This window comes from Paenibacillus sp. J31P13, from assembly GCF_056269295.1.
Genome location: NZ_JBWDNR010000002.1, coordinates 608,171 through 622,919, shown reverse-complemented (window position 1 = coordinate 622,919; position 14,749 = coordinate 608,171). Strand labels below are relative to the sequence as shown.

The following is a 14,749-nucleotide window of genomic DNA, read 5'->3' as shown; positions in this document are numbered from 1 at the left end:
TTCGGAAAAATTTTTATCCATACAACCGTCTTTCTTCTCCTAAACTTTTCAGCATTTATTATTATTTGATTGATTATATATAAACATTGTATTCCATTATTAATTTTCTATTATTTATTATTTTCCTACTTTCTCATGATCAACCTAATAAATAATATTTTTTATGATGATATGCTCCAATAAAATACATGCAACATTTTCAATTATTAAACCGTCTATGAAAATGTAAGACAAAGCAACAATAGGCTACATACAAAATCAGTCACAAATTGGAGGAATAACAGATGAAAAAAATGTACAAAGTGTTAGCTGCAACATCACTTCTTGCAATGACAGCTATTCCAATGGCCGCTTTCGCACAGGATATTCCACCAACAACGATTCATAATGGACAAGGAATCATTGTTAATCAAGCGAAGGTTGTCCCAGGCACAATGGGTCAGATTACAGAATTTGTGAACGATAAAACAGGAAAATTCATTACGGTTACAGGTCGGGGACTTGCGCCATCGGATCAAAGCCAAATCATACTCTCTATCACCAAGGACACTAAAATTATTGATTCCAAAGGTAAAACAGTAGCATTAAAAACAATTATGGATAATAAAAAGGTCGTTAAAGCCTTTTATGATGGCAACATCACAAGGAGCCTGCCACCAATCGGCAAAGCCTTAACGCTAGTTGTTCAAGACCAAAGCTTCGTCGGTATTGATGGTAAAGTATCTGAAGTAATTGATGGCGGAATAGTCGTGAAAGGCACAGATATCTATTCTTCAGCAGAAGATACTGTAATCTTACGTTTTGCTGCTAAAGCTCAAATCCTAGACCAAAATGGCAAACTCATCGAAGCTAGCGCTATTGAACCCGGAATGAGTGTTAAAGCATTTTATGGTCCTGAAGTAACCAGCAGTCTCCCGCCTCAATCAACAACGAACTATGTAAGGGTAGACACAAGCAGCACAGGGGCAGTTCATGAAGATTCTCCAGGCACTGACGGCATTATCACAAATATAGAAGATAACCGAATTACAGTTGTAGGAAATCCGATGGAAAAAGGCGGCACAGATTATGTTATTCTTTCGATAGATGATAAAACGCAGATCGTGGATCAAAACGGCGAAACCTTAACTCAAGCCGCATTGAAAAGTAATATTCATATCGATGCTTATTATGGTGAAGTAATGGCAATGAGCTTCCCAGCTCAAACACATGCGGATAAAATCGTGGTGAAAGCTACGGAATCCATTAAAGTTGAAGGTACAATCGTTTCTTCGGATCGCACATCCAAAGACCAAGTTTACGTCAATGTAGGTTCTGACCAATCGACAGACAACGATGTCATTCTTAATATCTCTGACAAAACAAAAGTGATCACGCTGATGGGTGGAAATAATGAATTGAAGGCTGGCTCGAATATTATTGCCTACCACTCCCCTGCTATGACCTTTTCAATACCAGGTATCACAAATGCTGAATTTATACTCATTACTTCTGATGACAATAAAGAGATTCCAAATCAATAATAGAATTTCTGTAATAGTAAAAACGAAAAAATCCGTTCTCACATTGAGAACGGATTTTTTTATACGAATGAGCGATTTTTAATGAGGACGTTATAACGGAATCCTCTATTTATTCATATCGAATGCCATTCGAAAGCTTCTGCATTTTGTCACGATCTATAACATGTATCGAATCACCCTGCTTTTGAATCATACCTTTTTCGGTAAGTTTTAAAATAATTCTATTCAAATGTCTTGATGTCGTACCGATTAATTCTGCCATCTCTTGCGTGTTTTTCGTCCTAATTTCTCTGCTATATTCTTGTTCTGCATTTAATGTTGTCAGTAAATAGCTTGCGAAACGATTTTCGACAGAAGCTAATAAGTTGACACGCGAAGCTGCTGTGCAGGTCTTGAGCTTGTATGTAACATGAGTAAGCAAAGATTGCAAAAACTTGGGTTCATTCATTGCATGCTCTTCAATGTATATAAAAGGTACTGCGATAAGTAATGTTTGATTAACCGCTTCAACTTGTGATTGTACAACGACCTTTTGAATCAGCTCAACATCGCCAATTATGGAAAGCGGCTCGCAAAACCGCAATAACAATGCTTTACCTGTCTCTATACTTGATGAAATTTTCACTTTACCGTCAACTAGAAAGAGAAGGTTATCCATCTGCTCCCCCTCTCTTAAAACAAGCTCCCCCTGATCATACAAGCGTAGTTCAAACGGAACGTCTGCTGCATGAAACATTTTATTAATTCCATATTGATTTATTTTAGTATGCAAGAGTGATGAGTCATAATTGATTTTCATAAAAAATGTTCCTTTCGAGACCGATGTCCTTCTTATTATATCTAAAACTGCTATGATGGAACAAAAAGCAGCAGAGGTGCAGGGTATTGAAATTTGTGTTTGATTTAGACGGTACGATTTGCTTTCAAGGAAAGCCATTAAGCCCAGTAATTATAAAAGCACTGGATGAATTGATTCAACAAGATATTGAAGTGATTTTCGCTTCAGCTCGCCCTATTCGTGATATTTTACCAGTTTTACCTTCGCACATGCACAACTACCCGATGGTTGGAGGAAACGGCGCTATCATTGCAAAAAATGGTCATATCATTTCAACCGTTCATTTTGATGATAATGTGGTAGAAAAAATGCTAGCATTAATTAAACTTCACGGTTTGGAGTATTTACTTGATGGCGAATGGGACTACTCTTATACGGGAAGCGATAACCATCCTATAAAAAGAAATGTTGATCCAGATAGGAGAGCAAATAATGTGTCACTATCCTCTATAAACAAAATTATTAAAATAGTTTTATTGGATATTACCAATCATCCTTTAGTGCTTGATGAGCTGATGGCATTACCCATTGTAGTACATAAACATGGTAATGAGAATATTCTCGATATCAGTCCAAAAGGAATAGATAAATGGAATGGTTTGCAAAAACTCGGTTTAGAAGATCGTACCTTTATCGCTTTCGGAAACGATGCAAATGATATTACCATGTTTCAGCATGCTTACCAATCTATTATGATAGGGAATCATACGGAATTATCCAAGTTTGCATCTGAGCAATTACTAGCTGACGAAAATCATATTGTTCAAAAAATAAAAAGCTTATTATCCGTTCACTAGACGAATAGAAAAATGAGAATTATAATTTAGTCTTACACAAGATTGACGAGGAAATGGGGAAAACACATGGAACAAAAAGCAACGTTTGCTGGAGGGTGCTTCTGGTGCATGGTAAGTCCATTTGAAGAACAACCAGGCATTCATGGCATTCTGTCCGGTTATATGGGTGGAACGCTAGAGAATCCCACTTACGAGCAAGTATTGACAGGAGAAACTGGACATTTGGAAGTGGTGCAAATTACTTTTGATCCGGAGATCTTCCCTTATGAAATGCTGCTGGAGCTCTATTGGCCGCAGATCGATCCTACAGATGCTATTGGTCAAGGTAATGATCGCAAGAGCCAATATCGTGCTGCCATTTTTTATCATAATGAAGAACAACGCCAGCTTGCCATTCACTCTAAGGAAGAGTTAGGCAAGAGCGGTCGTTTTGACAAACCAATCGTAACAGAAATTCAGGAAGCAGAAGTATTTTACCCAGCTGAGGAATACCACCAGAACTATCACCGCAAAAACCCGAAATTTTATAAAGAGTCCAGAGTTTATTCTGGCCGTGATGAAATTATTGAAAAATACTGGTCCAAATAAATTCCCACCGCTACTGGAGCACTCTAATTAATTTACACTTGTAAAATTTTTCAAACAAATAGCTGTCGAATTTCTGACAGCTCTTTTGTTATTCATTCCTATACGTTACCGCATAGGATTCCTGTATTTTACTTTATCTAGATTTTACTGGTTCTCGTGATAGTCGTCCTACATATAATGGTGGATGCTAATGAAAAATCAAAGAGGAGGCGAAGTAACAACATGACTGAAGAGCAAAAGACACCATTTGATTATAAGACGTATTGGGAGAATAATTATGCCCAAGGCGGCACATCCGGCAGTGGATCCTATGGTGTGCTGGCTGATTTTAAAGCAGAGGTAATCAATTCTTTCATAAGCAATAATGGCGTCCAAAAAGTAATTGAATTCGGTTGCGGCGACGGCAACCAAATCTCCCTCATGAGCTATGAACAATATTTAGGCTTAGATGTAGCTAACTCTTCTATTGAGGTGTGCACAAAAAAGTTTGCCGGAGATGACTCCAAAAGCTTTCTGACCTACAATCCTAGTCATTTTGTAAACAAAGGATTTCTAACTTGCGATCTCGTCGTCTGTTTGGATGTCTTGTACCATATTACAGATCCTAATGATTTCCACAAAACGTTAGACGACATTTTCTCGTGCAATGCCAACCATGTCATTTTATACACACGAATTACAGGCTCCGACGAGCCCGACATTGTACCCATGATTCAGGACAGAGATATTATCCAGCATTTGGAGGCATATAACGATTATAAAATTACGCAAATAATCGAACAAAAATATAAGCATCTATCATCCGCAAGCTTTATTATTCTGCATAAGAGCTGAATGAGAGAGCCTGCATTCGTATGATATCTGATTTCGTTAAGCTTTTCATTTCTATTGATGGCATATGTAGCACTAAATAGTAATATTGCTTATACAAATAAGAAAAGCCGTCAGTATTGGCGGCTTTTTCTTGTACTCCTTCACTTCGCTACCCTTGCTTCACCAGGTTTTCTGCAGTGCGGAAAGCTAAGGCTAATATCGTTAATACCGGATTTGCGCCGCCATTGGTAACGTGTACAGAGCCGTCGCTTACCCAGAGATTGTCATATCCATGTACCCGCCCCATTGGATCGGTTACGGATGTTGAAGGGTCATCTCCCATGCGCAGTGTACCCGCTTGATGCTGTCCAGCACTGAGCCCGCCCCCAGGCAGGGTTGGCCATACCTCTCGTGCTCCTGCGCTCCAGAGCCATTTCTCCGCTTGCTCTGCCAGCATGACAGAAGCTCGAAGAGACTCAGGATGGACACTGCCGGAGAGTTGAGATACAGGTATGCCAAATCGATCTTTGACCGATTTCGATAGTCGTACTCTGGACTCTGCGCTCGGGATTTCTTGGATCGGCCCTTGAATATGGCTGGTGCGTAAGTAACTCTCGCGCATCGTCTTCTTACCTGCGCTCCCCCATCGCTCGGCACCGGGGGCAAGTGCTCGATACCAGTGAGCGAGCGGCAACCGAGTGAACTCGTTGGCAAGCAATCCTCCCCCAATAATTCCGTCTTCGTTACTATGTTCAAAGCGGAAGGTGGCAATACTTACCCCCGGACCAAGACCATCTTGAACCGGGTCATCAAAAAGGCCGTAAGCACCAGAATAGACATGGCCTTGTAGGTTTCTTCCTACTTGTCCGTTCCGATTGCCTATTCCATGCGGTTCCGAATCATTTGCCGAGTTGAGAAGGAGACGTGCACTTTCTATGGCTCCGGCAGCGACCACGACGTGCCCAGCCCGAATTTGTCGTCGCTGGATTGAGCCCTCTATCTGCTGCACAAGACGAACCCCGGTGGCATGCCCTCCTCCCTCCGTATCGATGTGCTCCACCATGGTCTCACAGATCAGATCACAGTTACCGGTTGCAATAGCTCTTACTAACATCGTATTGTGCCCGCCATTCTTACTGTTGGTCGGACAGGCAAATCCGACACATTGTCCGCACCGTCCACAAGCTGGACGACCGTCCCGATCAATGGAGTTGATAAGGAGAGGCACAGGTCCCACTTCCCATCCCAACTTCTTTGCCGCCTGAGCCAGGCGCTCTGCTTCGAGTGTAGGAGACAATGCTGGCATTGGAAAAGAGCGTTGTCGCTGCCCGCGTCCAGTGTGGGCATCCCCATCACCGGAGACGCCGACTTCCCACTCAGCCCGCTGATAATAGGGTTCCAGATCCTCATAGCTAATCGGCCAATCGCTTAGCGAACTCCCCTCCGGTACCCCATAACGACTAGCCATACGGAAATCATCCCGATGAAAACGCCATGCTTGCGCCCCGTAGATCCTTGTTCCCCCGCCCAACGTCATTGCATTATTATGATAGTCGCCTTCAAAGGGTGCGGTGATCCGCTCTTCTCCGCCCGCCAACAGAATCGTACGAGGGTTACCATCCAATTCCGGTCCCGTGTTATGACCGTACTTGCTGAAACGATGGTTACGCAAATGGTCGCTCCCTACCTGATCGTATCGAAGCCAGCTGCCCCGTTCGACGACGAGAACGTGAAGTCCAGATTCAGCCAATACCGCTGCCGATACCGAACCGCCAGCCCCAGCTCCTACGATGATAACATCATAACGATCTCGAAGCTGATCAAAGGTTTTTTGCGGTAAATTGGTTTCTTGGATCGGCGCATCGCTTTCGGATACGTGTCCAGGACGAAATCCGATCATATCCCATGATCTTGCCCCATTATTCCCGCCCGCCTCAGGACTTCCATAGTAACCTTCGATGACTAGACTCAACAATGTGTCAAAAAAGCGCTTAGATGAAACAGGCCAGTCCCGAACCGAATCCTGCTCGACTTCGTGCAGCAGTCTATCTTTCTCATGATCCGAAAGTTCCGAAAATGGTTGGCCATGGTGTGCTAATGCTTCTAGATCCAATGCGCGAAGTCCAGGTTCTATCACGTCCGTCCATGTAGCAATATCTTGGGCGGCACGACTTTTCAGGTATGACAGTACTCCTCCAGCGGTCGCCGACGGCCATTCATCTTCGGGAATCATCCGATCGGTAACCGCTTCCAAAATCAGTCTGAGCTCGTTTGAAATAAAATTCTGATCGCCATTACTCATCCAACTTCCACCACCCATCGATATTCAGCTGCATCATATTGACTCATCCTCATGAATGCACGCCATTTTATTCATCCAATCGGTACCGTATCAGCGTCTTGTGTGCAAATCGAATGATTTACCTTCTTCACTAACCTTATTTTAAAGGCAAGCGTACGCAGGTAGCCTCGCAACGTCAAACTATCAAATTTATGTAAATATACCTTCATATCCATATTATACTTTTCAGCGAGTTAACTACAAATTATTATACTGTCTATTAAACTACCACATAAAGTAGTAACCCGTATGCTTTTTATTATTTGCTAAAAACATAGCCAAAGGAATGGCAGCTAATATAATGTATAATCCTATAAAAACGGGTGTGTGAATGATGTTCTTACTTTCAACTACTCCCATAGTAATCAAAATTATTCCCCATAAAAAATAGGGTAAAGCCAGTCCTTTTTGAAATAAGATAAGATCGGTTTCACTTAGATTATTTCTTACATTTTTACCAATAAATAATTTATATCTTAATAAGTGACAAGTCCCAGTAACAATCATAGCAATTCCTAAAAATATTTGTGCAAACACTCTCTCACCCCTATTAAACCTCAAGATACGAATAACACGACAACAGCACGTTCTTGAAAATCATTTTCCCATCTACTTATTGTATCATAAATTTGGATTTAATACCCATGTATTCCTCCGCTATCCTGCACGTTAGCTTAATGAAAATGGTGTGAACAGATGTATTGGCCATAACGATTATGTTACTCTATTGTAAAGATCATTTAAGTGCACGTAGGAGGAATATCAGATGAATGAAGGACAACGTTTAATGCGTTCCAAGCCAAAGCGAAAAATTGGCAAATGGGTACTCATCTCATTTGTTTCACTTGTTATTCTTCTTGCATTAGGATTATTGATCGCCTATTCAATATTGAAGTACGAACCGCTTGAGGAAACAAGGCAAACGATGGTAAGTAATCCAGAGGTCGAAGTGAAATTAGGAAAGAATAGCTTGCTTTTCGAACCTGCTAATAAAACAGTCATACAGCCGAGCCTGATCTTTTATCCCGGAGCTTTGGTAGATGCAGAAAGCTATGCGCCGCTTGCACGTAAGATAGCTGAAGCAGGGCATCGCGTGTATATTGCAAAGATGCCCTTCGATCTAGCTATCTTCGGACAAAACAGAGCTAATAAGTTGATTGATGAGCATCCGAAAGATAGCTATGTGATCGGTGGGCATTCACTAGGCGGAGCATTTGCAGCCAGATATGCAGCAGAGAATACGAGTAAACTTACTGGTGTGTTCTTCCTTGGGGCATATGCGGATGAAGGAGGCAATTTGAAAAATTCCGGTTTGGATGTCTTGCAAGTTACAGGTTCTAAAGATGGAATTTTAAATTGGAATGTATGGGAAGAAAGTAAACGAAATTTACCTGTGGACACTACACAGTACGTATCCATTGAGGGAGGCAATCACGGACAGTTCGGTACATACGGGAAGCAAAAAGGTGATCTAGATGCAACGATCTCGCCACAGCAGCAGTTGGATGAGGTTAGCGGTGCAATAATCGGTTGGATGAAGACACTCAAGAAATGAGCATTCGAAACTCACAAGTCAATTGGAGAAATCACAATATTCCTATTGTTGATTTTACGTGAGTTAGTCTTGCTATCCTGCTAAAAAGCTAAATAATAAAATGGAGCAGCTGCAAATGCAAGCTGCTCCTTGTTTGTTCAACTACCATGTCCCATTAGCTAGCTTAACGATGAAAAGATCAAATCTCCCTTATTCTTTCCCACCCAATGAACGAATGAATAAGATTCCAGAAATAGAAGTTCTTTCTTTTACGACTGCAGTTCCCGGTTCATTGCTTTACGTATGTCATAATCCGCTAAATCGATATCTAATTCCATCCCTAGTGCTAACTTAGCTAACTGGTTTCCGATATAAGGTCCCATTGTCAATCCTGATGCTCCGAGACCATTTACCGCAAGCAGTCCTTCCCAACCTGGAACGGCTCCTATGACAGGAAGAAAATCGGCTGTAAAAGGGCGAAAGCCCACCCTTACTTCTTGGAACGTGCTATTTGCCAGATCAGGTGAAAATGTAAGACATTTACTTAAAATTTCGTGCATTCCGCCTGCCGTGATCCTCGTATCGTAGCCTTCTATATCATTTTCATGAGTCGCTCCTATGACGATTTTCTGCTGTTCAAAGGCGAGCAAATATTGATCGGAAGGTGGCATAACGACAGGCCAGTTGCCAGTATTTTGTTTAACGTCAGGAACCTGCAAGTGCATGATTTGCGCTTTCTGATAACTTACTTTAAAATCAATGCCTAATGGTTGCAGCAACGGTCCAGCCCAAGCTCCTGCACAAACGATTACCCTATCAGCCGGGTAGCGATTTGTCCCCACCGTTACGAACGTTACACGGTTGGACTCAAATTCAAGCTTAGCATCTCCATATATAAGCTCAGCCCCGTTCCTCTGTGCAGATCGAAGCAAAGCATCCCGTAGTGCACGGCCATCCACACGTGCAGCACCGCTAATATGAACGGAAGAATACCCTTCTGCGAGAAGCGGAAAGAGCTCTCGGGTCCTATGTTCATCAAGCCTAGTAATCTCACCGATTTCTGTCGCGTCTTCTAGACGCTTATAAGCTCGTTCTTCCATTTTGCGAATCTTCTCCTGATCCACATGTATGCTAAGGGCTCCGACTCTGGCATAACCGGTTTCGGTTTCCCCTTCGCTTTCAAGCTCTTCAATTAGCTCAGGGTAATAACGCGCACCTGCTTTTGCAAGCCGATACCAAGCCTGATTTCTCCGCTGTGACAGCCATGGACAAATAATGCCGGCAGCTGCATCCGTAGCCTGTCCTTCATCTTTCCGATCTATGATGAGGACATTTGCTCCCTGCTTAGCCAATTGGTATGCGGTTGATGCCCCAGCAATACCCGCTCCAATGACAATTACCTTCATGATGATCTCATTCCTTTCTGCAATCACTCATCCCATTATAACGAAATCCCTATCCAATAGAAAAAGCCCTTACATTAGTGCCTGCTCTTCCCTTCGTGTTATTCAAGTATTCCTCTGTATTATTATATTGAGACAGAAACTATTTTTTAGTGAAACGTCCCTGTTATATTGTCCTCACTACCATTTAATAATTTTGTTAGAATTACAATTTGACCAGCATGATAACTGTAATGCTCACATACTTGAATTAGCATTGTTTGTAGATCCCTCGAATAATTGGACTTTGTTTCAAAAACGGGACGCACAATCATTTTATTCCAATCATCGATTGTATATTGTATCGTGATGCTGGTTTTTAGATCTCTCTCCGTTATCCCTTCAAGTATGCTTGAAGACTGTCGTCTCACGTCATGGAGGAGTCTTATTAATTCTTTTCCGGACTTGCCATTGCTTATAGAAAACTCCTCTGACCTCATTCGATTAAAAGGCATCTTACCAATACCGCTTACAAAATGTTGAAATTCATTCCCCGCCAAATGCATACATAAGTTTCCAATACTATTCATGTTCGGTTTAAGTCTGTGCCATACTTGTTCGTCTGACAATAGAGTTAAACAGGTTTCTATTCGTTTTAACTGTTTGTTCATTTCATTTAGAACGATGTCATTTAATTTCACTAAAAAACCGCCTTCTTTATTAGAATGCTAGGAATGGTTTATTGAGCTCTCGTTCACTATTACCGGAAAAACTATATCCTAAAATGATTTAGTATACCAAACTATTTCCTTCATCGAATCCAAGCATAAGATTCATATTTTGTACTGCAGCACCTGATGCCCCTTTGCCTAAATTATCGTATCTTGAAATAATATTTATCTTGTCTTTTTGTCCAAAAACAAATATTTCAAGTCGGTTTGTATGATTACATTCAGATATTTTAAAGTGCCCTTCATCGTGGTAAGCTTCTGAATCGTATGGCATCACATGTACGAAACGCTCTGTTTCAAAGTACGATGATAATGCTTCATGTACATCTTTTGCGGAAGGGTTTTTCGGCATATACCTACTCATTAATGGAACTGACATTGCTAGTCCTTGCGCATAATTAGCTTTAATGGGTGTAAATAATGGCTCATATAGAAGACCTGAATACAACAACATCTCTGGGATATGCTTATGATTGAGTTGCAATGAATAATGTCTTGGAACATTGAGTTTCTTTTCTGTTACTAAAGTTGAATTTTCATATTCTTCAATTCCACTTCTTCCAGCTCCGGAATAGCCAGTCAATGAATAACAAGTAACGGGATAATCTTGTTGAAGCATACCCGCTTCGATCAACGGTCTGACGGTAAGGATAAACCCGGTAGCATGACAGCCAGGGACAGAAACTCTTGATGCGGATCGTATTAAATCTCTTTGATTTTTTAACTCCGGCAAACCATATACCCAATTTTTATCCGTTCTAAAGACAGTGCTGGTATTAATGATTTTGGTTTTTTCATTTTTCACAAGAGCAATGGATTCTTTTGCAGCCGAATCGGGAAGACAAAGAAAAACAATATCTGCTGCATTTAGGAATTTACTTCGTTCTTTAGGATCTTTTCTTTTAGCGTAGTCAATCCTGAGGATCTCTATGTCTGATAGTTTTGATAGATACTCAAAGATCTTCAAGCCTGTTGTACCTTCTTGTCCATCAACAAATACTTTAAATTTCATATTCACTCTCCTTGCATTGCATAAATATGCTTTACTTAGAATAATTATACACATAATCTCATTTCAATCAAATATAACCTGCGAATAATTACAATACCTGTATTAATCTTTTCGCCCTATTAGATTTACTGTTAATAGAGTCTACGATTAAAGGTCTCCACAACCAAATGAATACTAAAAAGCATTCAAGGACAAAACCTCGAATGCTTTTTTTGAGTGATATTGAATACAATACATTTATTTTTGTGTCGGAAAACCAACACGGAACACACCAATTACGACTTCACCATCAACATCGTATAGGGGGATTTCTCGAACACCGCCTGCTTCTTCAAGCTTCGCCTGTATTGCTAATGCCTCCACAGGCGTCTTGGGAATCTACCATTGAAAAAAAGTTGTTTTCCATTGCTAAATTGAGTATCTGCCAAATCCCAGTGATAATTCCTCGTAGATGCAATAAACAAATAAACCAACAAGAAAGAGTGCTTGAGTGGTTCTATCCCTCTCAAGCACTCTTTCAATATAATGCTGAGGTTACTCTATTAGGCAACAGCCATCTTTACTTGCTTAATATAGAAGTAACGGACAATGAAGAAGTATATGACTTGAACCATAAAAAATAGACCGAGAACTAGCAAGGATTCCTTGAGCAGTGAGTATTGAAACATGTTGGATAGTGTTGCAAGGGCTACAGACCCATGTACTAGAGCAACAACGATTGGCGCAAAGAAAAGCAATATAATTTGCCGGTTCAATATTTTTGCAAGCTCCTTTTCGGCCAGGCCCAACTTAGAAACGGATTTAAACTTCTGTCTGTCATCATCTAAATCACTATACAGACGGAAATAGAGAAAACTGCCAGCGGAGACAAAAAACACGATACCAATAAATAAACCAATGAACAGTATGGGACCAAAGTTCTCAGCGAGAACGAAATTTTGAAATTCAAGAGCGTGAAATCTATAGCTTTCGGAATAGGGAAGTAGATTCATAAGCTTACCGCCTGCCGCTATGGCTTCTTTTTGTCCTAGTGGTCCATGCCATGCATAGTAATGTTCTTCTAGTACAGGAGGCGGGAGTTTTGCGTATTGGTCATCCGGTACAACGAAAAATCCACTGGAATAAATTAGTGCTGGTGATACAACAGCTTGGTTTGCTTCAATCACAACTTTGGATTGTAAGGATATAGGTTGGTTAAGCATTTCTTTACCCATACGCGACATTCCAAAATCAACAAACGCCGCTTTCCCATCTGAAAGCTGTATCGTGTCGATTTTTATCAAATCTGCCAAACGGTTATAGTCGGATTGTTTAACTGTGACAATCATTTTGTCGCTATTGGAAGCCGTGAAAGATCGAATCAGTAGAGTTCCTTTTTCGATATCTAGGTTTGAATCTTTAAGTACCCGATCAATCTGCTCAATATGCGTTTTTTCGCTGCTTTTACCGCTCGATGTCAAGTAGGTGAATAAATAGGGAGCTTCTTTGGTACTCCCATCGATTATGGATTGGAATCCGTAAAGCGAGCCTATCGCGCTAAACGAAACCGTAGAGATAATAGCGACTAGAAAAAACGAACGCGCATTATCCTTCATACGATAAGCAAGATCAGAAAAAAGCAGCATGTTCGTTTTCAGCCAAAAAATCGATTCCATACTCTTTAGCTTCCGAATGATATAGACGCTGAGCTGTGTAAACAACAGGTATGTGCCGATGCAAACCATAATAACAACAGGAATGAGTAAAAAAATAGCCTCTGTTCCTTGGGCTCGCAAACTAAGAAAGTAGCTTGTTCCCAGCAGGATCGGTACTAGCAAAGAAAGAAGTACGGACGACTTAGGCTCACTCTTTGCTTGCCTGTTTCCCTTTAATAACGTAACTAGCCTCCCGCTGCGCAGTACAGCAGAAATAAAAAAGGAAATGAAGATGAATAGGATTAAGAATGAAACTAAAGTGAGCGCAATTGCCTTATAGGGTATATAAAAAGATAGCTTTTCATGGACGGTAAGAACATTTTCCCCTGCAAGCAAAATAGCCTTGGCAAATACAAGCCCCAGACCAATCCCGCCTATTATGGCAAACACACCAATAATCATATTTTCTATAAAAATCATCAAACGAAGCTGCACAGTGGTCATGCCCTGCATGATCATCAGCCCAAATTCCCTTTTTCGCGATTGCAGGAATGCACTCATGGAGTAAAGAACAAAAAAGAAAGAGAATACATAGATAATCCACTTGGATACGGAAAGTGCAAATCTCGCACTTGAATTGGTACTAACCCCACTAAGGACAGGGTGGTATGCAAAAATAGAAAAGGTAAAGAAAACCATAACAGTAAATAGACTACTTAAGAAATATCCCCCATAAAGTCTTTTATTCCGGGAGACGTTACGGAATGCGAATTGTCGAAACGTCATTGTGATAGCCTCCTAACAACGAAAGCGTATCAATAATTTTTTGGAAGAAGGTTTGACGATTGTCGCCTCGATGTATTTCCGTGTAAAACCTACCGTCTTTAATGAAGACAACACGGTTGCAATAGCTAGCAGCCAGCGCGTCATGTGTGACCAGCATCATTGTTGCTTTCTGCTCGCGGTTAATTCGCTCGAGCAATTCCATGACATCCTTGGCTGATTTGGAATCAAGATTGCCAGTTGGTTCATCTGCAAGAAGCAGCTTGGGAGAGTGAATCATAGCTCTGGCAATAGCAGCCCGCTGAGCCTGTCCGCCTGATATTTCATATATGCGTTTTTTCATAATCTCGGTAATTCCTAATTTTTCTGCTATGGTTTTTACTTTTTGCTTCATTTCACTGAGCTTGTTTCCATCAAGTGTTAGCGGCAGCACGATATTCTCCTCAACGGTCAAGGTGTGAAGTAGGTTAAAGTCCTGAAAAACAAACCCAAGCTCACGGCGACGAAATTTAGCTAACTCATTTTTATTCAGCTTGTTGGTGGTTTTTCCCTGAAATAAAATTTCTCCAGTTGTTGGCTCATCAATTGTTGCAATCAAGTTTAGCAACGTTGTTTTTCCACTTCCAGAGGGGCCCATAATGCCGACAAATTCACCGTCATCAATCGTTAAATCTATGTCGGTTAAAACCCGATAAGCTACTTTACCTTCATAAATTTTACTAACCTGTCTTACATGCAGCATACTAATATCTCCTTTCAAGAGGAAAACAGTT

Annotated in this window: 14 protein-coding genes; 5 read left to right on the top strand and 9 right to left on the bottom strand. The window is 40.9% G+C overall.

Translation table 11 applies throughout. From position 1 onward, the window contains the following. Positions 1–284: 284 nt before the first annotated feature. Positions 285–1,523 (top strand): peptidase, encoded by a 1,239-nt coding sequence (locus tag AC0YOD_RS09120; protein WP_475798952.1) that lies wholly within the window; start codon positions 285–287, stop codon positions 1,521–1,523. 109 nt (positions 1,524–1,632) lie between these two features. Here the strand turns inward: AC0YOD_RS09120 and AC0YOD_RS09115 are convergent, their stop codons facing one another. Next, the gene (locus AC0YOD_RS09115; protein WP_475798951.1) at positions 1,633–2,322 is read right to left on the bottom strand and encodes a Crp/Fnr family transcriptional regulator; all 690 of its coding nucleotides are present in this window, start codon (positions 2,320–2,322) and stop codon (positions 1,633–1,635) included. A 95-nt stretch (positions 2,323–2,417) separates the two neighbouring features. Between AC0YOD_RS09115 and AC0YOD_RS09110 the strand changes: the two genes are divergently transcribed. The 3 genes from AC0YOD_RS09110 to AC0YOD_RS09100 all read left to right on the top strand — a co-directional run bounded on the left by AC0YOD_RS09110 (position 2,418) and on the right by AC0YOD_RS09100 (position 4,580). After that, the gene (locus AC0YOD_RS09110) at positions 2,418–3,158 is read left to right on the top strand and encodes an HAD-IIB family hydrolase (RefSeq protein WP_475798950.1); all 741 of its coding nucleotides are present in this window, start codon (positions 2,418–2,420) and stop codon (positions 3,156–3,158) included. Positions 3,159–3,224: 66 nt separating this feature from the next. Beyond that, positions 3,225–3,746 carry a peptide-methionine (S)-S-oxide reductase MsrA gene (gene msrA / locus AC0YOD_RS09105; protein WP_475798949.1) on the top strand — a complete coding sequence of 174 codons (522 nt, stop codon included), beginning with the start codon at positions 3,225–3,227 and terminating at the stop codon, positions 3,744–3,746. A gap of 222 nt (positions 3,747–3,968) precedes the next feature. Continuing rightward, positions 3,969–4,580, top strand: coding sequence for a methyltransferase domain-containing protein (locus tag AC0YOD_RS09100; RefSeq protein WP_475798948.1), 612 nt, complete (start codon positions 3,969–3,971; stop codon positions 4,578–4,580). Positions 4,581–4,728: 148 nt separating this feature from the next. On the opposite strand, the gene AC0YOD_RS09095 is transcribed toward AC0YOD_RS09100, so the two are convergent. Both AC0YOD_RS09095 and AC0YOD_RS09090 read right to left on the bottom strand, forming a co-directional pair. Further along, positions 4,729–6,861: a GMC family oxidoreductase gene (locus AC0YOD_RS09095; protein ID WP_475798947.1), complete on the bottom strand. Its 2,133-nt coding sequence runs from the start codon at positions 6,859–6,861 to the stop codon at positions 4,729–4,731. Between the two features lie 264 nt (positions 6,862–7,125). Next, on the bottom strand, positions 7,126–7,437 hold the full coding sequence (locus AC0YOD_RS09090; RefSeq protein WP_475798946.1) for a hypothetical protein: 312 nt from the start codon (positions 7,435–7,437) through the stop codon (positions 7,126–7,128). Positions 7,438–7,666: 229 nt separating this feature from the next. Here AC0YOD_RS09090 and AC0YOD_RS09085 point away from each other — a divergent pair, with 229 nt between their 5' ends. Then, a complete protein-coding gene (locus tag AC0YOD_RS09085) occupies positions 7,667–8,455 on the top strand; it encodes an alpha/beta hydrolase (RefSeq protein WP_475798945.1) in 789 nt (262 codons plus the stop codon). Between the two features lie 248 nt (positions 8,456–8,703). Here AC0YOD_RS09085 and AC0YOD_RS09080 read toward each other — a convergent pair whose 3' ends face one another. The 6 genes from AC0YOD_RS09080 to AC0YOD_RS09055 form a co-directional block, all read right to left on the bottom strand. Next, on the bottom strand, positions 8,704–9,843 hold the full coding sequence (locus AC0YOD_RS09080; RefSeq protein ID WP_475799332.1) for an NAD(P)/FAD-dependent oxidoreductase: 1,140 nt from the start codon (positions 9,841–9,843) through the stop codon (positions 8,704–8,706). 143 nt (positions 9,844–9,986) lie between these two features. Further along, positions 9,987–10,517: a DinB family protein gene (locus AC0YOD_RS09075; RefSeq protein ID WP_475798944.1), complete on the bottom strand. Its 531-nt coding sequence runs from the start codon at positions 10,515–10,517 to the stop codon at positions 9,987–9,989. An 88-nt stretch (positions 10,518–10,605) separates the two neighbouring features. Then, positions 10,606–11,559: an N-acetyl-gamma-glutamyl-phosphate reductase gene (gene argC / locus AC0YOD_RS09070; protein ID WP_475798943.1), complete on the bottom strand. Its 954-nt coding sequence runs from the start codon at positions 11,557–11,559 to the stop codon at positions 10,606–10,608. Between the two features lie 237 nt (positions 11,560–11,796). Further along, complete coding sequence (locus AC0YOD_RS09065) at positions 11,797–11,922, bottom strand: hypothetical protein (RefSeq protein WP_475798942.1); 126 nt, start codon at positions 11,920–11,922, stop codon at positions 11,797–11,799. A gap of 179 nt (positions 11,923–12,101) precedes the next feature. Beyond that, the gene (locus AC0YOD_RS09060) at positions 12,102–13,979 is read right to left on the bottom strand and encodes an FtsX-like permease family protein (RefSeq protein ID WP_475798941.1); all 1,878 of its coding nucleotides are present in this window, start codon (positions 13,977–13,979) and stop codon (positions 12,102–12,104) included. Beyond that, on the bottom strand, positions 13,951–14,718 hold the full coding sequence (locus AC0YOD_RS09055) for an ABC transporter ATP-binding protein (protein WP_475798940.1): 768 nt from the start codon (positions 14,716–14,718) through the stop codon (positions 13,951–13,953). The genes AC0YOD_RS09060 and AC0YOD_RS09055 overlap by 29 nt, the downstream gene beginning before the upstream one ends. Positions 14,719–14,749: the final 31 nt, after the last annotated feature.